The organism is Streptomyces araujoniae, from assembly GCF_050871195.1.
GTDB lineage: Bacteria > Actinomycetota > Actinomycetes > Streptomycetales > Streptomycetaceae > Streptomyces > Streptomyces bacillaris.
The window spans coordinates 905,459-925,129 of record NZ_CP194070.1 but is presented as its reverse complement, the minus strand read 5'-3'; the positions used below and the strand labels follow the sequence as shown (position 1 = coordinate 925,129).

The following is a 19,671-nucleotide window of genomic DNA, read 5'->3' as shown; positions in this document are numbered from 1 at the left end:
ATGAGCGCTGACTCCCCCCGCGACCCGGCCACCGGCTCCGGCACGGACGGCGGGGCCGGGAGCCCCGACGCTCCGTCGGCCACCGCCGCCGACCCCCGGTCCTCGCGCTGGTACGACGCCGAGGCCGGCCCCGTGGTCCGCCCGTACGCCATGACCCGGGGGCGCACCAGCAGCGCCTCCCGGCACCGGCTCGACCTCATCGCGCTCGTCGTGCCCGAACCGGCGGCCGAGGACCCGGGCCGGGACCAGACGCTCTCGCCCGAACACGTCGCCATCGTCGAACTCTGCAGCGACGCGCCCCAGTCGATCGCCGAGCTCGCCGCCGAACTCGACCTCCCGGTAGGGGTGGTACGGGTCCTGGTGGGCGATCTCGTCGAGGACGAGCTGGTGCACGTCACCCGCCCCGTTCCGCCGGCCGAACTGCCGGACGTGAACATTCTCCGTGAGGTGATCAATGGCCTTCGGGCGCTCTAGCCGCGCCAAGCAGCGGCCCGTCGAGCCCATCACCCTGAAGATCCTGGTGGCGGGAGGCTTCGGGGTGGGCAAGACGACCGCCGTCGGCGCGGTCAGCGAGATCCGGCCCCTGCGCACCGAGGAACGCCTCACCGAGGCGGGCCGCCCGGTCGACGACCTCGCGGGCGTCGAGTCCAAGACGACCACCACGGTCGCCATGGACTTCGGCCGGATCACGCTCCGCGAGGACCTGGTCCTCTACCTCTTCGGCACACCGGGCCAGGACCGCTTCTGGTTCCTCTGGGACGAGCTGGCCCAGGGGGCCCTGGGCGCGGTGGTCCTCGCGGACACCCGCCGCCTGGAGGACTGCTTCGCGGCGGTCGACTACTTCGAGCGCCGCCGGATCCCGTTCACCGTGGCCGTCAACTGCTTCCAGGGGGCGGGCCGGTTCCCCGCGCAGACCGTGCGGGCCGCGCTCGATCTCGACCCCGGGGTCCCGGTGCTGCTGTGCGACGCGCGGGACCGTGCGTCGGTCCGTGACGTCCTGGTCGCGGTGGTCGAGCACGCCCTGGAGCGCGCGGCGCGGGACCGCCCGCCCGTGACCACCTGAACACCTGACGGCCGGGGTACGCGTGCGGCCCGTACCCCCGCCGACAGGGGTACGGGCCGCACGTCGTCCGGCGGACCGGGCTGTGAGTGTTCTGCGATCGTGACGCCCCGTCAAGCCATGGTTATACGAAAAGAGATCCCCTGGGCGCCGCTCCGGAGCGATGCGCCCAAGACGGCCCCCGGCGTGGCTCCCCGACGCACCCCCTGACGCGGAGCCCCGACGCGACGTCCCGACGCGACGTCCCGACGCGACGTCCCGACGCGACGTCCCGACGCGACGTCTCGACGCGGCGCCCCGGCGGAGCTTCTCAGCGGACGGCGATCACCGCCGAACCGTGCCCGAACAGACCCTGGTTGGCCGTGATGCCCACCCGGGCGCCCGGCACCTGGCGGCCCCCGGCCCGCCCCCGCAACTGCTGGGTCAGTTCGCACACCTGGGCGATGGCCTGCGCGGGCACGGCCTCGCCGAACGAGGCCAGCCCGCCGCTCGCGTTGACCGGGACGCGCCCGCCCAGCGCGGTCACTCCCTCCCGTACCAGCGCGGCCCCCTCACCCGGAGCGCAGAGCCCGATGTCCTCGTACCAGTCCAACTCCAGTGCCGTGGACAGGTCGTAGACCTCCGCCAGCGACAGATCCTCCGGCCCGACCCCCGCCTCCTCGTACGCGGCCCGCGCGATCGACGCCCGGAAGCCCACCGGCGAGGGCTCCACGGCCACCGCCGAGTCCGTGCCGATGTCCGGCAGATCGAGGACGGCCCTCGGGAAGGTCGGCGTCACGGTGGAGACCGCCCGGATGCGCACCGGATCGGCCACCCCCCGCCGCCGCGCGAACTCCATGCCGCACAGCACCAGCGCCGCCGCCCCGTCGGAGGTGGCGCAGATGTCCAGCAGCCGCAGCGGATCCGCGACGACGGCCGAGGCCGCAACCTCCTCCGCCGTCACGCGAGTCCGGTAGCGGGCGTACGCGTTGAGCGCCCCCGCCGCCGCGTTCTTCACCTTGACCAGCGCGAAGTCCTCCGGCGAGTCCCCGTACACCGCCATCCGGCGCCGCGCGTACAGCCCGAAGTACGCGGGGTTCGTCGCCCCGAGCACCCGGAACCGCAGCCAGTCCGGGTCGTCCGGCCGCTCCCCGCCCGCCGGGGCGAAGAACCCCTTCGGCGCCGCGTCCGCCCCCACCACCAGCACCACGTCGGCCATCCCCGCCAGGATCTGCGCCCGCGCGGCCTCGATGGCCTGCGCGCCCGACGCGCACGCGGCGTAGACGGAGGTCACCCGCGCCCCCTGCCACCCCAGCGCCCGCGCGAACGTCGCCCCGGCCACGTACCCCGGATAGCCGCCCCGGACCGTCTGCGCGCCCACCACCGACCCCACCTCGGGCCACCCGATGCCCGCGTCGGCGAGAGCGGCGTGCGCGGCGGCCCGCCCGTACGCGACGAAGCCGCGCCCCCACTTGCCCCACGGATGCATCCCGGCCCCGAGCACGGCCACATCGCCGCTCACGGCAGCGCCTTCGCCGCCACGGGCCGCCAGTGCCAGGTCGTGTGCACGGTGCCGGCCGCCGCGTCCTCGTCCAGCACGCCCGGCACCACCTCCACCACCGACCCCACGGGCAGATCCGCCACGCCCACCCCGGGCATCGCCTGCCCCAGGACCACCATGCGCTCGGCCGCCAGCTCCACGGCGACCAGCGTGTACGGCACCCAGGGCACGGCGGGGTCGCTGACGTACGGGGGAGGGGGCCGGTACCGCCCGTCGGTGCAGGACCACACCGTGCCCCGCTTCGACAGCGCCACCTCCGCCAACTCCCCGCCTGGGCAACCGGGGTTGCGGCAGTGGCCGTCCTCCCGGGGGAAGTACACCGTCCCGCACGCCGAGCAGCGGGTGCCCAGCAGTCGGAACTCCTCATCGGTGGCGCCCTCGGTGAACCAACCGGCCACGACGGGTACCCGCGTCTGCGACAAAGCCCCTCCCCGACACCTGATCTGACGGAACGTCAGAAGTGTGCCACGGGCGTCCGCGCACGGCGAGGGCCAGGACGGAACCTCCGGGCCCTCCCGGAGCTCAGTCGCTGCCGTGCTCGGCCAGCCACTTCGCCGCCGTCTCCGCCAGCTCCGCGTCGCGGCCCGCCAGCATCATCCGGATCATCTGCGCGTCCCCGCGCAGCGACCACGCCGGATGCCCGAAGGTCGCCGGGTTGTTCTTCTCGATCAGGAAGTGGGCCGGCCAGGCCGTGCCGTACCCGATCAGCGGCAGCGCCGCCAGATACCGCTTCCGTCCCCGCGCCAGTCCGTAGACGGAGATCGCGAGCCCGGTCAGCGTGCCGGTCAGATGGACCCAGCGCGTGGCGGCGCGGGAGTGCATCGCGACGTAGTACGGCCAGAATTCCTCGTACGAATCGAACGTCTGCTGTGACATACGGGCACCGTAGCCGCCCGATCGGCAACCGAACACGCCCCTTGCGCGTCCGAAAGGGAGAACGGGCGGGCCGGAGCCCACGGGGGTGGTCCCGGTCCGCCCGTTCACCACCCCCGCCGAACCCCTCTTCCGTACCGCCCCCTCACCGCCCCGCGACCGCCCGGCGGTCCACCGGGAAGTCGAAGTAGGTGTCCGGGAACAGCTCGGGCCTGTGGGTGAAGTGCCACCACTCCTCGGGCAGGTTCACGAACCCCACCTCGGCCAACGTCCGCCTCAGGAACTGCCGGTTGGCCCGCTGCACCCCCTGGATCCGGGGATCGTCCGTGTGCGAGAGGGTGTCGAAGCAGTCGTAACCGGTGCCCATGTCCACCGAGTTGTCGGGAAACCGCTCGCTCTTCGGCGCGAAGCAGGGCGTCAGCCTCTCGCCCGGACGGTACGGCCTGGTCGGCGGCGCCGGCAGCCGGACCAGCGTCAGGTCCACCGTGCTGCCCCTGCTGTGCCCGGACTTCTCCGCGATGTAACCGTCCTCGAAGAGCCGGGACTTGTCGACCCGCGGATAGAACTCCCCCTTCGTGGACTGGTCGTCGAGGTCCCTCGCCCAGCGCACGAAGTGGTCCACGGCCCGCTGCGGCCGGTAGCAGTCGTACACCTTCAGCGCATAGCCCTGCCGCAACAGCCGCTGCTGCGCCCGGTGCAGCGCCTGGGCGGCGGGCCGGGTGAGAATGCAGACCGGCTGCCGATAGCCGTCGACCCGCTCACCGAGGAAGGTGTGCGCGGTGGTGTAGCGCATCTCCTGGATGATCGTCGGATCCACCGCGCGCAACGCCACGAACCCCTCCGGCGCCTTCGCGGGCGGGGTGCGGGCCTGCGCGGGCGCGGGGGAGAGGGCCGTGCCGGCCAGCAGGGCAGTGGCGGCGGCAGCGGTGGCCAGGGCGCGGAGAGCGGTACGCATTCCTGTCATGGCCACACCGTCTATCAGCTTCCCGCCCCCGGCGGAAGGACGATCGGCTACAGTCCGCCCGTGTCCGAGCCCACCAGCAGCCCCGTCCCGCCGCCCGCCGGAGGACCGTCCCCGTACGTCAGGGACTCCCACTGCTCCACCTGCGGAGCCCCGTACACCGCCCTCGCCGCTCCCGGCACCTGGCCGCGCACCTGCGCCCGCTGCGGCACCACCGCCTACCGCAACCCGCTCCCGGTCGCCGTGGCCCTGCTCCCCGTGACCGGCCCCGGCCCGACCGGACTCGTCGTCATCACGCGCACCATCGAACCGCAGAAGGGCGGCACGGCCCTCCCCGGCGGCTTCGTCGACCACACGGAGGACTGGCGCGACGCGGTCGTCCGGGAACTGCGCGAGGAGACCGGCATCGAGGCGGCGGCCCGGGACGTCCGCCTCGCCGACGCCCTCAGCGACACCGCAGGCCACCTCCTGCTCTTCGGGCTCCTCCCACCCCGCCCCCTGTCGGGCCTGCCGCCCTCCGTCCCCACGCACGAGACATCGGGGTACGAGATCCTCCCCGCCCCGCGCCCGCTGACGTTCCCGCTGCACACGGAGGCGGCCAATGCCTGGTTCGCGGGCCGCTACGGCTGAGGCTCCGGGTCCGGTACGGCCCCCGGGACGTACCGGACCCGGATCGCTCAGCCCTCCGCCCCCTCCACCACCCCGCGCACCCGCACCGGGAGACCGACCGCCGGGCCCCCCTCACCGCCGCCGTCCCGCTCCACCACCACGCGGTCCCCCTCCCACCGCGCCACATACCGTTCGAGCCCGGCCTCCGCCCACCCGTCACCCGGGTCCCGGACCACCAGCCCGCCCCCGGACCGCCCCGGAGCCGGGGCCCACACCTCCAGCTCCAGCTCCCCGTCCGCGTCCCGTACCGGAATCACCGCCCCCGCCCGGGCCAGCACCGGAATCCGCGAGAGCGGCGCCTCCACCACCACCGGCCCCGGCCCCTCGTACGCCCGCCCGGTCACCGTGTCGTACCAGCGCCCCCGGGGCAGCCGCACCACCCGCCGGTCCGCCCCCTCCTCCAGCACCGGCGCCACCAGCAGCGCGTCGCCCAGCAGGAACGCGTCCTCGCACCCCCGCAACCCCCGGTCGCCCGGCGCCGTCCACCACACCGGCCGCACATAGGGCGCCCCCGACAGCCGCGCCACATGGGACAGCGTCACGAAGTACGGGTGCAGCCGCTCCCGCTCCACCAGCGCAGCCCGCGCGTGCTCCAGCACCTCGGGCCCGAACTCCCACGGCTCCCGCCGCCCCGCGTCGATCGCCGAGTGCGTACGGAACAGCGGCAGATACGCGCCCAGCTGGAACCACCGCAGATACAGCTCCGGTGACGGCGACCCGTCGAACCCGCCCACGTCCGGACCCGAGTACGGCACCCCGCACAACCCGAGGCCCAGCACCAGCGAGAGGGAGGCCCGCAGCCCCGGCCACCCGGTCGACACGTCACCGGACCAGGTGCCCCCGTACCGCTGCAGCCCCGCCCACCCCGACCGGGAGAAGAGGAACGGCCGCTCCTCGGGGCGCAGCCGGAGCAGCCCCTCGTATCCGGCACGGGCCATCGCCAGCCCGTACACGTTGTGCGCCTCGCGATGGTCGCCGCCCGCGCCCTCCAGCACATGCCGGGCGGAACGGGGCAGCGACGGGTCACCGAACGCGGCGAACGACACCGGCTCGTTCATGTCGTGCCAGACCCCCGAGAAGCCCTGCGAGAGCCGCTCCTCATACAGAGATCCCCACCATTCCCGCACAAGCGAATCAGTGAAATCCGGATAGACGCAGGCCCCGGGCCACACCTCGCCCACCACCACCCGCCCCCGCGCGTCCCGCACGTACGCCCCACGCTCCCCGACCGCCAGCCCCGCGTCGAACACCGCGTCCCCCGGCTCGGCCTTCACCGCCGGGTCCACGATCGACACCAGCCGCACCCCCTCCGCCCGCAACTCCTTCGCCAGCCCGGGCAGACCGGGGAACCGCTCGCGGTCGACCGTGAACACCCGATGGCCGTCGTAGTGGTCGATGTCCAGATGCAGCACGGAGAGCGGAAGCCCCCGCTCCCGGTACCCGGCCACCACCCGCCGCACCTCCCGCTCGCCGCCGAACCCCCAGCGGGCGTGCTGCGGCCCCAGCGCCCAGGACGGCGGCACCGCGGGCGCGCCCGTCAACGCCGTCCACCCGCGCAGCACCCGGGCCGGCGTCCCCGCCACCACCCAGCACCGCAGCGGCCCGCCCTCCATCCGCACCTCGCACGTGCCCGGCCGGTCGTGCCCCGAGCCCGCCCCCTCCGCGCCCTCCCGCACCACCACCCGCCCCGCCCAGGTGTTGTCGTGGAACGCCAGATGCGTCCCCGCGTCCGAGACCACCACCTGCACCGGCATCGTCAGATACAGCGGGTCGTCCCCCGGCCCGAACCGGCCGCCCGGATCGGTGTTCCACAGCCCGTACGCCCCGTCCCGCAACCGGGGCCCCGACGCCCGCCCGCCCAGCCCGAAGAACCGGGCGTCCGCCGGCACCTCCGACCGCTGCACCCACCGCACCGTGCCCCCGTCCACCGGCTCCCACCAGCGCGGCGGCAACTCCCGCCGCAACAGCACCCCGCCCGGCGTGCGCAGCTCCACCGCACCCGTCCGCGAGACCACCACCGTCAGCCGCTCGGAGACCACCTGCCAGCCACCGTCCTGGCCCGGCTCCAGCACCGCCCGCGGATCGGCCGCGGGCACCTCGCCCGCCAGCGCGTACGACGGCAGCGGATCGGCCCCGTCCCACGCCCAGAACACCGCACCGCCCACCGCCACCCGCACCCGCAGCTCCGAACGGGCGAACCTCACCACGCCCCCGCCCGGCCCGGGCTCCGCCCCCACCAGAGCACCGGGCACCCGGGCCCGCTCCGCACCGCGCGTGGGCAACGCCTTCGCATCCGCCGACCGGCGGCGCCAGGCCGCGCGCAGCGTGCGCAGCCCCCGTACCGAACCGACCCAACTCACCCGACGCACCAGGTCACGACCGTCCATGGCGCACACCATGCCACCCGCCCGGACCGCAGAACCTCCCGTTCAACTCCCGTTCACCCGCTCCGCCGCGCAACCGCCCCGCCCCACCGACGTCCCGGCACCCCCCGCAGGCCCACCCCCGCCGAGCCCCGCGTCACGCCGACCCACCCTGGTGCCGAAGACGATCACATGGCATCGTCCGTGTCAGCCGCTCACGCGCACACCCCAGCCCGTGCGCGCCGACACGCCACCCGCGTACCCGTCCAGCCAGGGAGCCGCCCCATGACCGCAGCCACGCCCGACGCCCCCCTCTGGGAGCCGAGCCCGGACCGCATCGCCGCTGCCGCCGTCACCCGCTTCCAGAGCTGGGCAGCCGACTGCTTCGGCGCCCCGGCCGAGGGCGGGTACGCGGCCCTGCACCGCTGGTCCGTCGACGAGCTGGACACCTTCTGGCAGGCGGTGGCGGAGTGGTTCGACATCCGCTTCTCCACGCCGTACGAGAGCGTCCTCGGCGACCGCGCGATGCCCGGCGCCACCTGGTTCCCCGGCGCCACCCTCAACTACGCCGAGCATGCCCTGCGCACCGCCGAGGACCCGGCCCGCGCCGACACCCCGGCCCTCCTCTACGTGGACGAGACCCACACCCAGCTCCCCATCAGCTGGTCCGACCTCCGCCGCCAGGTCGGCGCGCTGGCCGCCGAACTCCGCGCCCTCGGCGTCACCCCCGGCGACCGCGTCAGCGGCTACCTCCCCAACATCCCGCAGGCCGTCGTCGCCTTCCTCGCCACCGCGGCCGTCGGCGGCGTCTGGACCTCCTGCGCCCCCGACTTCGGCGCCCGCAGCGTCCTCGACCGGTTCCAGCAGATCGAACCCGTCGTCCTCTTCACCGTCGACGGCTACCGCTACGGCGGCAAGGAGCACGACCGCACGGAGACCGTCGCCGAACTCCGCCGCGAACTGCCCACCCTGCGCGCGGTCGTCCACATCCCGCTGCTCGGCACCGACGCCCCCGAAGGCGCCCTCGCCTGGGCCGCCCTCACCTCCGCCGACACCGAGCCGGTCTTCGAGCAGGTCCCCTTCGACCACCCGCTCTGGGTCCTCTACTCCTCCGGCACCACCGGGCTGCCCAAGGCCATCGTGCAGTCCCAGGGCGGCATCCTGCTCGAACACTTCAAGCAGCTCGGCCTGCACTGCGACCTCGGCCCCGAGGACCGCTTCTTCTGGTACACCTCCACCGGCTGGATGATGTGGAACTTCCTCGTCTCCGGCCTCCTCACCGGCACCACCGTCGTCCTCTACGACGGCAGCCCCGGCTATCCGGATGTCAGCGCCCAGTGGCGGGTCGCCGAACAGACCGGCGCCACCCTCTACGGCACCTCCGCCGCCTACGTCATGGCCTGCCGCAAGGCCGACATCCACCCCGGCCGCGACTTCGACCTCTCCCGCATCCAGTGCGTCGCCACCACCGGCTCCCCGCTCCCGCCCGACGGCTTCCGCTGGCTCCACGACGAGGTCGCCGCCGACCTCTGGATCGCCTCCGTCAGCGGTGGCACCGACGTCTGCTCCTGCTTCGCCGGAGCCGTCCCCACCCTCCCCGTCCACATCGGGGAACTCCAGGCCCCCTGCCTCGGCACCGACCTCCAGTCCTGGGACCCCTCGGGCAAGCCCCTCACCGACGAGGTGGGCGAGCTGGTCGTCACCAACCCGCTCCCGTCCATGCCGATCCGCTTCTGGAACGACCCCGACGGCAGCCGCTACCACGACAGCTACTTCGACATGTACCCCGGCGTCTGGCGCCACGGCGACTGGATCACCATCACCGGCCGCGGCTCGGTGGTCATCCACGGCCGCTCCGACTCCACCCTCAACCGCCAGGGCGTCCGCATGGGCTCCGCCGACATCTACGAGGCCGTCGAACGGCTCCCCGAGATCCGCGAGTCCCTCGTCATCGGCCTCGAAGAGCCCGACGGCGGCTACTGGATGCCGCTCTTCGTCCACCTCGCCGACGGCGCCACCCTCGACGACGGCCTCCGCGCCGCCATCAAGGCGACCATCCGCGAGAACCTCTCCCCGCGCCACGTCCCGGACGAGGTCATCGAGGTCCCCGCCATCCCCCACACCCTCACCGGCAAGCGCATCGAGGTCCCGGTCAAGCGCCTGCTCCAGGGCACCGAACTGGCCAAGGCGGTCAACCCGGGCTCGGTCGACAACCTCGACCTCCTCCACTTCTACGCCGAACTGGCCGCGAGCCGCCGCCGGTAAGCCGTCCCGGACCGGTTGTCAGTCCCCCTGATTACGCTGAGTGAGCAAGGATTCACCGCGCACAGGGGGACATGACACATGGCGCAGAAGGACAACACCAAGCACAGCCCGAAGCACGACAAGAAGCACGGCACCACCACACACGGCACCACCCTGCGACGCACCCTGCGCCGCGAAGCCCCCAGCACCGTCGCCCTCCTGGCCGACGAGCAGGACTTCGCGGCCATGCGCCGCTACCGCACCTTCCCCTTCGACGACCACACCGCCTACCTCCACCAGGTGGAGACCCTGCTCAAGAGCCTCACGGCCCAGGGCATCCACACCACGGTCGCCCTCTTCGACCCCGAGGAGTACGCCGAGTTCTGCGCGGAGTCCGGGCTCGACGCCGACACCGGCGCCTGCCGCAGCCGCTTCACCGCCGAGATCGCCGCCGCCGGCGCCACCGTCACCTACACCGGCCAACGCCTGACCGACCTCATCCCGCTCCTGGTCTCCCGCGCGGCCCGCCAGGCCACCTGGGAGTACGCCACCCTCCTCCTCGCGGACCTCGGCGCCTGCGCCGACTGCGGCCAGGACATCGGACGCGCCGCCTTCGACCGGGCCTCCCACCTCCTCACCCGCCTGCTGGAGGCGGCGGGCCCGGGCACGCACCACCTGGTCTGCTCCACCCCCACGGAGAGCGACCAGCTCCTGGCGGTCCTCAACACCCACCGCGACGCGACAGGACCGGCACGCCTCGACGCCACGGAGGGCGCAGAGTTCGCCAGCGTCCTCGCGGTGGCCATCGCCCTGGAGACACCCGGGGGAGTGGTCCTCCGCACCAGCGCCCCCGACACCCCGGACCGCGTCCACGGCTGGCGCCTGGCGTACGGCGCCCTCGCCCCGCTCACCGCGGGCGAGGTCTTCAACGCCTACTGCACCGACGCCGACACCGGGGAGCCCGTCTCCCCGGAATCCGGCGTGGAGTACTGCGCGGGGTTCGACATCGGAGCCGACCCGGCGGAACCGCACCGCTGACACCACACACGGCAGGAGGGGCTCCCCGCCCCTCGGCGGAGAGCCCCTCCTGCACACACAACAACCGCGGCGTGCCTACTCGCCGGACAGCACCGCCTGAGCGGCCTTGCGGGCCTCATCCGCGGAGTCGGCCGACCGGGCGGCGTTCGCCGCGCGCTCGCACTGCGCCAGCGTGTACTTGGCCAGCGTGGCGCGCACATAAGGAATGGACGCGGCGCCCATCGAGAGCGAGGTGACCCCCAGCCCCGTCAGCACACAGGCCAGCAGCGGGTCCGAAGCGGCCTCACCGCACACGCCACAGCTCTTGCCCTCGGCGCGGGCGGCCTCGGCGGAGAGCGCCACCAGGTCCAGCAGCGCGGGCTGCCACGGATCCTGGAGCCGCGACACCGCACCCACCTGACGGTCGGCGGCGAAGGTGTACTGCGCCAGGTCGTTGGTGCCCAGCGACAGGAACTCCACCTCCTGGAGGATCGACCGCGCCCGCAGAGCGGCCGACGGAATCTCCACCATCGCGCCGAACTTGGCCCGCAGCCCCGCCTCACGGCACGCGTCCGCGAACGCCTTGGCGTCGGTGCGGTCGGCCACCATGGGCGCCATGACCTCCAGGTAGACCGGCAGACCCTCGGCCGCCTTGGCCAGCGCGGTCAGCTGGGTACGCAGCACCTCCGGGTGGTCCAGCAGACTCCGCAGCCCCCGCACGCCCAGCGCCGGGTTCGGCTCGTCGGCCGGTGTCAGGAAGTCCAGCGGCTTGTCGGCGCCGGCGTCCAGTACGCGCACGACGACGCGCCCCTCGGGGAACGCCTCCAGCACCGCGCGGTAGGCCGCGACCTGCTTCTCCTCGGAAGGAGCCTGCTTGCTGTCGTCCAGGAAGAGGAACTCGGTGCGGAACAGCCCCACACCCTCGGCCCCCGCCTCGACGGCCGCGGGCACATCGCCCGGACCGCCGACATTGGCGAGCAGCGGCACCTTGTGCCCGTCGGAGGTGGCACCGGGACCGGTGGACGCGGACAGCGCGGCCTTACGGGCGGCAGCGGCGCTCTCCATCTCCTCCCGCTTCTCGGCACTCGGGTTCACGAAGATCTCGCCCGTGGAGCCGTCCACCGCCACGACCGTGCCCTCGGCCAGCTCACCGGCGCCGGGCAGAGCCACCACGGCCGGCACACCGAGCGCCCGCGCCAGGATCGCGCTGTGGCTGGTCGGCCCGCCCTCCTCGGTCACGAAGCCCAGCACCAGGGTCGGGTCCAGCAGCGCCGTGTCGGCCGGCGCCAGGTCGCGCGCGATCAGCACATACGGCTCGTCGCTGTCCGGCACCCCGGGCATCGGCACCCCGAGCAGCCGCGCCACGATCCGGTTCCGTACGTCGTCGAGGTCGGCGACCCGGCCCGCGAGGTACTCCCCGGCGTTGGCCAGCAGCGCCCGGTACGCGGCGAACGCGTCGTACACCCCGCGCTCGGCGGTGCTGCCCACGGCGATCCGCCGCTCGACATCGGACATCAGCTCGGGGTCCTGCGCCATCATGGCCTGCGCCTCGAGCACATGCTGTGCCTCGCCGCCGGCCAGGTTGCCGCGCGCGATCAGATCGGCGGCCACGGCCTCCACCGCCTGGCGGGCGCGCCCCTGTTCGCGCTCGGCCTCCTCGGCGGGAATCGATTTGGCGGGCGGCTCCAGCACCGCCGTACCCATGTGCCGAACCTCGCCGATGGCCACACCGTGGCTCACGCCGACGCCTCGCAGCGTTGTCTCCATTTCACCCGTCTCCGGTTGTGCGGTGACCGTGTCACCGCGGTGGTTGTGCAACTGCCTTGTCACTGCGCCCGAGGGGTCACTGCCAGCCGAACAGCGCGTCGCCGACCTTCACGTCCCCGTCCTCACGGACGTCGGAGAGCGATTCGGCGGTGGCCTCCAGGGCCACGATGGGGCAGATGGGTGACTTGCCGGCGGCCTCGACGCCCGCCGGGTCCCAGCGAACGATGCTCTGACCGCGGGAGACCGTGTCCCCCTTGTTCACGAGAAGCTCGAAGCCCTCGCCGTTGAGCTGGACGGTGTCGATACCGAGGTGCGTCAGCACCCCGTGTCCGTCGGCGTCGACGACGACGAACGCGTGGGGGTGGAGGGAGACGACGATGCCGTCGACGGGGGATACGGCCTCGGAGGGCTCACGTACGGGGTCGATGGCGGTACCGGGACCGACCATCGCGCCGGAGAAGACCGGGTCGGGAACCTCGGTGAGTCCGATGGCGCGGCCGGCAAGAGGGGACGTCACGTTGGTCATGGGGAGCCTCCCAGGGGGTGGAGATTCAGGTGTCGCCGCCGCGGCTGATGTGGGGACGGCGTACTGCTCAGCAGAGTAAGTCATATGAAGTCCCGGTTCCGCCCGAGACCGCCCGGTTGACAGGCCTAGGGGTGCACCGCAAGCGATTTGCCTCGGTCCCCGGCGGCCTGTACTGTCGTACTCCTGCCTGACCCCAACACGACTTTGAGTCGGGGGTCGGCGGCGACCTTCAAGCCCAGATCCTAACAATGAACCCTCCTTCGGCATGCCCGCAGGACGTGGTCAAGGAAACGGAAAAGGCCTGATAGAGTCGGACTCGCCGGAAAGGGAAAAGCGCGAAAGCGAAGAGCCCTGGAAAGCGAGGAGCAGGACCCGCTTCGACCGGGTTCGGACGCTGGAAAGCGTCTGATAGAGTCGGAAACGCAAGACAGCAGGACAGAGAAGTGAATGAAGGGAAGCGCCCGGAGGGGCCCGGTGATACGGGACCGAAGGAAGCGTCCGTTCCTTGAGAACTCAACAGCGTGCCAAAAGTCAACGCCAGATATGTTGATACCCCGGCCTGTTTCGGCAGGTTGGTGGTTCCTTTGAAAAGTCCTACGGTCACCATGTGGTGGTGGTAGGCGATACACAGCGAGGACGCTGTGAACGACGGGTCTTATTCCGACCTTGTTGTTCCGCTCTCGTGATGTGTGCACCCGATTACGGGTAAACATTCACGGAGAGTTTGATCCTGGCTCAGGACGAACGCTGGCGGCGTGCTTAACACATGCAAGTCGAACGATGAAGCCTTTCGGGGTGGATTAGTGGCGAACGGGTGAGTAACACGTGGGCAATCTGCCCTTCACTCTGGGACAAGCCCTGGAAACGGGGTCTAATACCGGATAATACTTCTGCCTGCATGGGTGGGGGTTGAAAGCTCCGGCGGTGAAGGATGAGCCCGCGGCCTATCAGCTTGTTGGTGGGGTAATGGCCTACCAAGGCGACGACGGGTAGCCGGCCTGAGAGGGCGACCGGCCACACTGGGACTGAGACACGGCCCAGACTCCTACGGGAGGCAGCAGTGGGGAATATTGCACAATGGGCGAAAGCCTGATGCAGCGACGCCGCGTGAGGGATGACGGCCTTCGGGTTGTAAACCTCTTTCAGCAGGGAAGAAGCGCAAGTGACGGTACCTGCAGAAGAAGCGCCGGCTAACTACGTGCCAGCAGCCGCGGTAATACGTAGGGCGCAAGCGTTGTCCGGAATTATTGGGCGTAAAGAGCTCGTAGGCGGCTTGTCACGTCGGATGTGAAAGCCCGGGGCTTAACCCCGGGTCTGCATTCGATACGGGCTAGCTAGAGTGTGGTAGGGGAGATCGGAATTCCTGGTGTAGCGGTGAAATGCGCAGATATCAGGAGGAACACCGGTGGCGAAGGCGGATCTCTGGGCCATTACTGACGCTGAGGAGCGAAAGCGTGGGGAGCGAACAGGATTAGATACCCTGGTAGTCCACGCCGTAAACGTTGGGAACTAGGTGTTGGCGACATTCCACGTCGTCGGTGCCGCAGCTAACGCATTAAGTTCCCCGCCTGGGGAGTACGGCCGCAAGGCTAAAACTCAAAGGAATTGACGGGGGCCCGCACAAGCAGCGGAGCATGTGGCTTAATTCGACGCAACGCGAAGAACCTTACCAAGGCTTGACATATACCGGAAAGCATCAGAGATGGTGCCCCCCTTGTGGTCGGTATACAGGTGGTGCATGGCTGTCGTCAGCTCGTGTCGTGAGATGTTGGGTTAAGTCCCGCAACGAGCGCAACCCTTGTTCTGTGTTGCCAGCATGCCTTTCGGGGTGATGGGGACTCACAGGAGACTGCCGGGGTCAACTCGGAGGAAGGTGGGGACGACGTCAAGTCATCATGCCCCTTATGTCTTGGGCTGCACACGTGCTACAATGGCCGGTACAATGAGCTGCGATGCCGTGAGGCGGAGCGAATCTCAAAAAGCCGGTCTCAGTTCGGATTGGGGTCTGCAACTCGACCCCATGAAGTCGGAGTTGCTAGTAATCGCAGATCAGCATTGCTGCGGTGAATACGTTCCCGGGCCTTGTACACACCGCCCGTCACGTCACGAAAGTCGGTAACACCCGAAGCCGGTGGCCCAACCCCTTGTGGGAGGGAGCTGTCGAAGGTGGGACTGGCGATTGGGACGAAGTCGTAACAAGGTAGCCGTACCGGAAGGTGCGGCTGGATCACCTCCTTTCTAAGGAGCACTTCTTACCAGGCTTTGCCTGGTCAGGGGCCAGTACACCGGCGAGTGTCCGGTGCTGGTTGCTCATGGGTGGAACGTTGACTATTCGGCACGGTCTATCGGTTTCTGTCAGTACTGCTTCGGCGTGGAACACAGGAGTTGAGGGATCGTGTCGGGCACGTTGTTGGGTGTCTGAGGGTGCGGCCGTTTGGTCTGCCTTCTGATCCGGTCCCAGTGAACTTGCCCCTGTTGGGGTGGGGTGGTGGGTGGCTGGTCGTTGTTTGAGAACTGCACAGTGGACGCGAGCATCTGTGGCCAAGTTTTTAAGGGCGCACGGTGGATGCCTTGGCACCAGGAACCGATGAAGGACGTGGGAGGCCACGATAGTCCCCGGGGAGCTGTCAACCAAGCTTTGATCCGGGGGTTTCCGAATGGGGAAACCCGGCAGTCGTCATGGGCTGTCACCCGCTGCTGAACACATAGGCAGTGTGGAGGGAACGAGGGGAAGTGAAACATCTCAGTACCCTCAGGAAGAGAAAACAACCGTGATTCCGGGAGTAGTGGCGAGCGAAACTGGATGAGGCCAAACCGTTTACGTGTGATACCCGGCAGGGGTTGCGTATGCGGGGTTGTGGGAGTTCTCTTTCACAGTCTGCCGGCTGTGAGGCGAGTCAGAAACCGTTGGTGTAGGCGAAGGACATGCGAAAGGTCCGGCGTAGAGGGTAAGACCCCCGTAGCTGAAACATCAACGGCTCGTTTGAGAACCACCCAAGTAGCACGGGGCCCGAGAAATCCCGTGTGAATCTGGCGGGACCACCCGCTAAGCCTAAATATTCCCTGGTGACCGATAGCGGATAGTACCGTGAGGGAATGGTGAAAAGTACCGCGGGAGCGGAGTGAAATAGTACCTGAAACCGTGTGCCTACAAGCCGTGGGAGCGTCGCACATCGAGCTTGCTCGGTGTGTCGTGACTGCGTGCCTTTTGAAGAATGAGCCTGCGAGTTAGCGGTGTGTAGCGAGGTTAACCCGTGTGGGGAAGCCGTAGCGAAAGCGAGTCCGAACAGGGCGTTTGAGTTGCACGCTCTAGACCCGAAGCGGAGTGATCTAGCCATGGGCAGGTTGAAGCGGAGGTAAGACTTCGTGGAGGACCGAACCCACCAGGGTTGAAAACCTGGGGGATGACCTGTGGTTAGGGGTGAAAGGCCAATCAAACTCCGTGATAGCTGGTTCTCCCCGAAATGCATTTAGGTGCAGCGTCGTGTGTTTCTTGCCGGAGGTAGAGCACTGGATAGGCGATGGGCCCTACCGGGTTACTGACCTTAGCCAAACTCCGAATGCCGGTAAGTGAGAGCGCGGCAGTGAGACTGTGGGGGATAAGCTCCATGGTCGAGAGGGAAACAGCCCAGAGCATCGACTAAGGCCCCTAAGCGTACGCTAAGTGGGAAAGGATGTGGAGTCGCAGAGACAACCAGGAGGTTGGCTTAGAAGCAGCCACCCTTGAAAGAGTGCGTAATAGCTCACTGGTCAAGTGATTCCGCGCCGACAATGTAGCGGGGCTCAAGCGTACCGCCGAAGTCGTGTCATTCATACACATATCCTCAACGGGAGTATGGATGGGTAGGGGAGCGTCGTGTGCCGGGTGAAGCCGCGCCGGAAGGCAGTGGTGGACGGTTCACGAGTGAGAATGCAGGCATGAGTAGCGATACACACGTGAGAAACGTGTGCGCCGATTGACTAAGGGTTCCTGGGTCAAGCTGATCTGCCCAGGGTAAGTCGGGACCTAAGGCGAGGCCGACAGGCGTAGTCGATGGACAACCGGTTGATATTCCGGTACCCGCTTTGAAACGCCCAGTACTGAATCAGGCGATGCTAAGTCCGTGAAGCCGGCCCGATCTCTTCGGAGTTGAGGGTAGTGGTGGAGCCGATGAACCAGACTTGTAGTAGGTAAGCGATGGGGTGACGCAGGAAGGTAGTCCAGCCCGGGCGGTGGTTGTCCCGGGGTAAGGGTGTAGGACGCACGGTAGGCAAATCCGTCGTGCATATAGTCTGAGACCTGATGCCGAGCCGATTGTGGTGAAGTGGATGATCCTATGCTGTCGAGAAAAGCCTCTAGCGAGTTTCATGGCGGCCCGTACCCTAAACCGACTCAGGTGGTCAGGTAGAGAATACCGAGGCGTTCGGGTGAACTATGGTTAAGGAACTCGGCAAAATGCCCCCGTAACTTCGGGAGAAGGGGGGCCACGCCTGGTGATCGGACTTGCTCCGTGAGCTGGGGGTGGCCGCAGAGACCAGCGAGAAGCGACTGTTTACTAAAAACACAGGTCCGTGCGAAGCCGTAAGGCGATGTATACGGACTGACGCCTGCCCGGTGCTGGAACGTTAAGGGGACCGGTTAGCTGCTCTTCGGGGTGGCGAAGCTGAGAACTTAAGCGCCAGTAAACGGCGGTGGTAACTATAACCATCCTAAGGTAGCGAAATTCCTTGTCGGGTAAGTTCCGACCTGCACGAATGGCGTAACGACTTCTCGACTGTCTCAACCATAGGCCCGGTGAAATTGCACTACGAGTAAAGATGCTCGTTTCGCGCAGCAGGACGGAAAGACCCCGGGACCTTTACTATAGTTTGATATTGGTGTTCGGTTCGGCTTGTGTAGGATAGGTGGGAGACTGTGAAGCGGCCACGCCAGTGGTTGTGGAGTCGTCGTTGAAATACCACTCTGGTCGTGCTGGATGTCTAACCTGGGTCCGTGATCCGGATCAGGGACAGTGTCTGATGGGTAGTTTAACTGGGGCGGTTGCCTCCTAAAGAGTAACGGAGGCGCCCAAAGGTTCCCTCAGCCTGGTTGGTAATCAGGTGTTGAGTGTAAGTGCACAAGGGAGCTTGACTGTGAGACCGACGGGTCGAGCAGGGACGAAAGTCGGGACTAGTGATCCGGCAGTGGCTTGTGGAAGCGCTGTCGCTCAACGGATAAAAGGTACCCCGGGGATAACAGGCTGATCTTCCCCAAGAGTCCATATCGACGGGATGGTTTGGCACCTCGATGTCGGCTCGTCGCATCCTGGGGCTGGAGTCGGTCCCAAGGGTTGGGCTGTTCGCCCATTAAAGCGGTACGCGAGCTGGGTTTAGAACGTCGTGAGACAGTTCGGTCCCTATCCGCTGTGCGCGTAGGAATATTGAGAAGGGCTGTCCCTAGTACGAGAGGACCGGGACGGACGAACCTCTGGTGTGCCAGTTGTTCTGCCAAGGGCATGGCTGGTTGGCTACGTTCGGAAAGGATAACCGCTGAAAGCATCTAAGCGGGAAGCCTGCTTCGAGATGAGTATTCCCACCTCCTTTGAGGGGTTAAGGCTCCCAGTAGACGACTGGGTTGATAGGCCAGATGTGGAAGCCCTGTGAGGGGTGGAGCTGACTGGTACTAATAGGCCGAGGGCTTGTCCTCAGTTGCTCGCGTCCACTGTGTTGGTTCTGAAATAATGAACGGCCGTGTTTATGTCCGGTGTTCATAGTTTCATAGTGTTTCGGTGGTCATTGCGTTAGGGAAACGCCCGGTTACATTCCGAACCCGGAAGCTAAGCCTTTCAGCGCCGATGGTACTGCAGGGGGGACCCTGTGGGAGAGTAGGACGCCGCCGAACAATTTTTGTGGGAAAGCCCCGCACCGTATGGTGCGGGGCTTTTCTGCGTTCCGGACCTCTCCAGCGCTCTGCCGCCACCCCTGTGCGGGTGGCGACCGAGGGTGAGGGTAAGGTCGGGGGGCATCATTCGCACGTTCTTCACAGGAGGCCCCCGGGTGGAGGTCCAGGAGACTCGGGTCCAGACGGATCGGGTCCTCACCATCCCCAACATCCTCAGCATGGCTCGCCTTGTCGGGGTACCGCTCTTCCTGTGGCTGATTCTCCGCCCTGTGTTCGGTGGCCCCAACAGCGACGGCTGGGCGCTGCTGGTGCTGATGCTCAGCGGTATCAGTGACTACCTGGACGGCAAGCTCGCCCGGCGGTGGAACCAGATCAGCAGTCTCGGCCGGCTCCTGGACCCGGCCGCCGACCGGCTCTACATCCTCTCCACCCTTCTGGGTCTCACCTGGCGCGAGATCCTGCCGCTCTGGCTCACCGCCGCCCTGCTGGCCCGTGAGCTGATGCTCCTCGTGATGGTGGCAATCCTGCGACGCCACGGCTATCCGCCGCCGCAGGTCAACTTCCTCGGAAAAGCTGCAACCTTCAACCTGATGTACGCCTTCCCCTTGTTGCTGCTCAGCGACGGGAGTGGTTGGCTGGCTACTGTGGCAGCCGTTTTCGGATGGGCGTTCGCAGGATGGGGTACAACTCTGTATTGGTGGGCAGGGATCCTCTACGTGGTCCAGGTCCGCCGACTCGTCAAGGCGGATGCAGTAGCCGATCCAGCTCGTTGACGTGGTGCCGTGCAGTGT

General features: G+C 68.4%; 13 protein-coding genes and 3 rRNA genes. 9 read left to right on the top strand and 7 right to left on the bottom strand.

The genetic code is table 11. The features are described from left to right. Both ACQ9ZG_RS03785 and ACQ9ZG_RS03780 read left to right on the top strand, forming a co-directional pair. Positions 1–474 (top strand): DUF742 domain-containing protein, encoded by a 474-nt coding sequence (locus tag ACQ9ZG_RS03785; protein WP_499279909.1) that lies wholly within the window; start codon positions 1–3, stop codon positions 472–474. Next, positions 455–1,063 carry a GTP-binding protein gene (locus tag ACQ9ZG_RS03780; protein WP_109917673.1) on the top strand — a complete coding sequence of 203 codons (609 nt, stop codon included), beginning with the start codon at positions 455–457 and terminating at the stop codon, positions 1,061–1,063. Before ACQ9ZG_RS03785 ends, ACQ9ZG_RS03780 begins: the two co-directional genes overlap by 20 nt. A 307-nt stretch (positions 1,064–1,370) precedes the next feature. On the opposite strand, the gene ACQ9ZG_RS03775 is transcribed toward ACQ9ZG_RS03780, so the two are convergent. From ACQ9ZG_RS03775 to ACQ9ZG_RS03760, 4 genes are all read right to left on the bottom strand, one after another. Further along, positions 1,371–2,561: a lipid-transfer protein gene (locus tag ACQ9ZG_RS03775; RefSeq protein ID WP_499279908.1), complete on the bottom strand. Its 1,191-nt coding sequence runs from the start codon at positions 2,559–2,561 to the stop codon at positions 1,371–1,373. After that, positions 2,558–2,998 carry a Zn-ribbon domain-containing OB-fold protein gene (locus ACQ9ZG_RS03770; protein ID WP_109916661.1) on the bottom strand — a complete coding sequence of 147 codons (441 nt, stop codon included), beginning with the start codon at positions 2,996–2,998 and terminating at the stop codon, positions 2,558–2,560. The genes ACQ9ZG_RS03775 and ACQ9ZG_RS03770 overlap by 4 nt, the downstream gene beginning before the upstream one ends. Before the next feature lie 124 nt (positions 2,999–3,122). Further along, positions 3,123–3,476: an Mpo1-like protein gene (locus tag ACQ9ZG_RS03765; RefSeq protein ID WP_028419719.1), complete on the bottom strand. Its 354-nt coding sequence runs from the start codon at positions 3,474–3,476 to the stop codon at positions 3,123–3,125. A 142-nt stretch (positions 3,477–3,618) separates the two neighbouring features. Then, the gene (locus ACQ9ZG_RS03760; protein ID WP_109916660.1) at positions 3,619–4,428 is read right to left on the bottom strand and encodes a M15 family metallopeptidase; all 810 of its coding nucleotides are present in this window, start codon (positions 4,426–4,428) and stop codon (positions 3,619–3,621) included. A gap of 69 nt (positions 4,429–4,497) precedes the next feature. Here ACQ9ZG_RS03760 and ACQ9ZG_RS03755 point away from each other — a divergent pair, with 69 nt between their 5' ends. Then, positions 4,498–5,064, top strand: coding sequence for an NUDIX domain-containing protein (locus ACQ9ZG_RS03755; protein WP_084996417.1), 567 nt, complete (start codon positions 4,498–4,500; stop codon positions 5,062–5,064). A 47-nt stretch (positions 5,065–5,111) separates the two neighbouring features. On the opposite strand, the gene ACQ9ZG_RS03750 is transcribed toward ACQ9ZG_RS03755, so the two are convergent. Further along, positions 5,112–7,490, bottom strand: coding sequence for a glycoside hydrolase family 31 protein (locus ACQ9ZG_RS03750; protein WP_499279904.1), 2,379 nt, complete (start codon positions 7,488–7,490; stop codon positions 5,112–5,114). Between the two features lie 261 nt (positions 7,491–7,751). Here ACQ9ZG_RS03750 and ACQ9ZG_RS03745 point away from each other — a divergent pair, with 261 nt between their 5' ends. Next, positions 7,752–9,731 carry an acetoacetate--CoA ligase gene (locus tag ACQ9ZG_RS03745; RefSeq protein ID WP_499279902.1) on the top strand — a complete coding sequence of 660 codons (1,980 nt, stop codon included), beginning with the start codon at positions 7,752–7,754 and terminating at the stop codon, positions 9,729–9,731. A gap of 78 nt (positions 9,732–9,809) precedes the next feature. Then, positions 9,810–10,748, top strand: coding sequence for a DUF8829 domain-containing protein (locus ACQ9ZG_RS03740; RefSeq protein ID WP_109916365.1), 939 nt, complete (start codon positions 9,810–9,812; stop codon positions 10,746–10,748). Positions 10,749–10,823: 75 nt separating this feature from the next. On the opposite strand, the gene ptsP is transcribed toward ACQ9ZG_RS03740, so the two are convergent. Continuing rightward, positions 10,824–12,494 carry a phosphoenolpyruvate--protein phosphotransferase gene (ptsP, locus tag ACQ9ZG_RS03735; protein WP_018490134.1) on the bottom strand — a complete coding sequence of 557 codons (1,671 nt, stop codon included), beginning with the start codon at positions 12,492–12,494 and terminating at the stop codon, positions 10,824–10,826. Between the two features lie 76 nt (positions 12,495–12,570). Then, positions 12,571–13,020 carry a PTS sugar transporter subunit IIA gene (locus tag ACQ9ZG_RS03730; RefSeq protein WP_018490133.1) on the bottom strand — a complete coding sequence of 150 codons (450 nt, stop codon included), beginning with the start codon at positions 13,018–13,020 and terminating at the stop codon, positions 12,571–12,573. Between the two features lie 712 nt (positions 13,021–13,732). On the opposite strand from ACQ9ZG_RS03730, the gene ACQ9ZG_RS03725 reads away from it, so the two are divergent. The 4 genes from ACQ9ZG_RS03725 to clsA all read left to right on the top strand — a co-directional run bounded on the left by ACQ9ZG_RS03725 (position 13,733) and on the right by clsA (position 19,653). Then, positions 13,733–15,258: ribosomal RNA gene (locus tag ACQ9ZG_RS03725) — 16S ribosomal RNA — on the top strand. Between the two features lie 301 nt (positions 15,259–15,559). Continuing rightward, positions 15,560–18,685 (top strand): 23S ribosomal RNA (locus ACQ9ZG_RS03720). Positions 18,686–18,763: 78 nt separating this feature from the next. Next, positions 18,764–18,880 (top strand): 5S ribosomal RNA (gene rrf / locus ACQ9ZG_RS03715). The 16S, 23S and 5S rRNA genes sit together here, the layout of an rRNA operon. 155 nt (positions 18,881–19,035) lie before the next feature. Further along, positions 19,036–19,653 carry a cardiolipin synthase ClsA gene (gene clsA / locus ACQ9ZG_RS03710; protein WP_018492679.1) on the top strand — a complete coding sequence of 206 codons (618 nt, stop codon included), beginning with the start codon at positions 19,036–19,038 and terminating at the stop codon, positions 19,651–19,653. Positions 19,654–19,671 lie beyond the last annotated feature (18 nt).

Excerpts from the sequence above, each read along its gene's own strand:
- ACQ9ZG_RS03785 (WP_499279909.1), top strand. The coding sequence starts at position 1 with ATGAGCGCTGACTCCCCCCGCGACCCGGCCACCGGCTCCGGCACGGAC.
- ACQ9ZG_RS03780 (WP_109917673.1), top strand. The coding sequence starts at position 455 with ATGGCCTTCGGGCGCTCTAGCCGCGCCAAGCAGCGGCCCGTCGAGCCC.
- ACQ9ZG_RS03765 (WP_028419719.1), bottom strand. The coding sequence starts at position 3,476 with ATGTCACAGCAGACGTTCGATTCGTACGAGGAATTCTGGCCGTACTAC.
- ACQ9ZG_RS03760 (WP_109916660.1), bottom strand. The coding sequence starts at position 4,428 with ATGCGTACCGCTCTCCGCGCCCTGGCCACCGCTGCCGCCGCCACTGCC.
- ACQ9ZG_RS03750 (WP_499279904.1), bottom strand. The coding sequence starts at position 7,490 with ATGGACGGTCGTGACCTGGTGCGTCGGGTGAGTTGGGTCGGTTCGGTA.
- ACQ9ZG_RS03745 (WP_499279902.1), top strand. The coding sequence starts at position 7,752 with ATGACCGCAGCCACGCCCGACGCCCCCCTCTGGGAGCCGAGCCCGGAC.
- ACQ9ZG_RS03740 (WP_109916365.1), top strand. The coding sequence starts at position 9,810 with ATGGCGCAGAAGGACAACACCAAGCACAGCCCGAAGCACGACAAGAAG.
- ptsP (WP_018490134.1), bottom strand. The coding sequence starts at position 12,494 with ATGGAGACAACGCTGCGAGGCGTCGGCGTGAGCCACGGTGTGGCCATC.
- ACQ9ZG_RS03730 (WP_018490133.1), bottom strand. The coding sequence starts at position 13,020 with ATGACCAACGTGACGTCCCCTCTTGCCGGCCGCGCCATCGGACTCACC.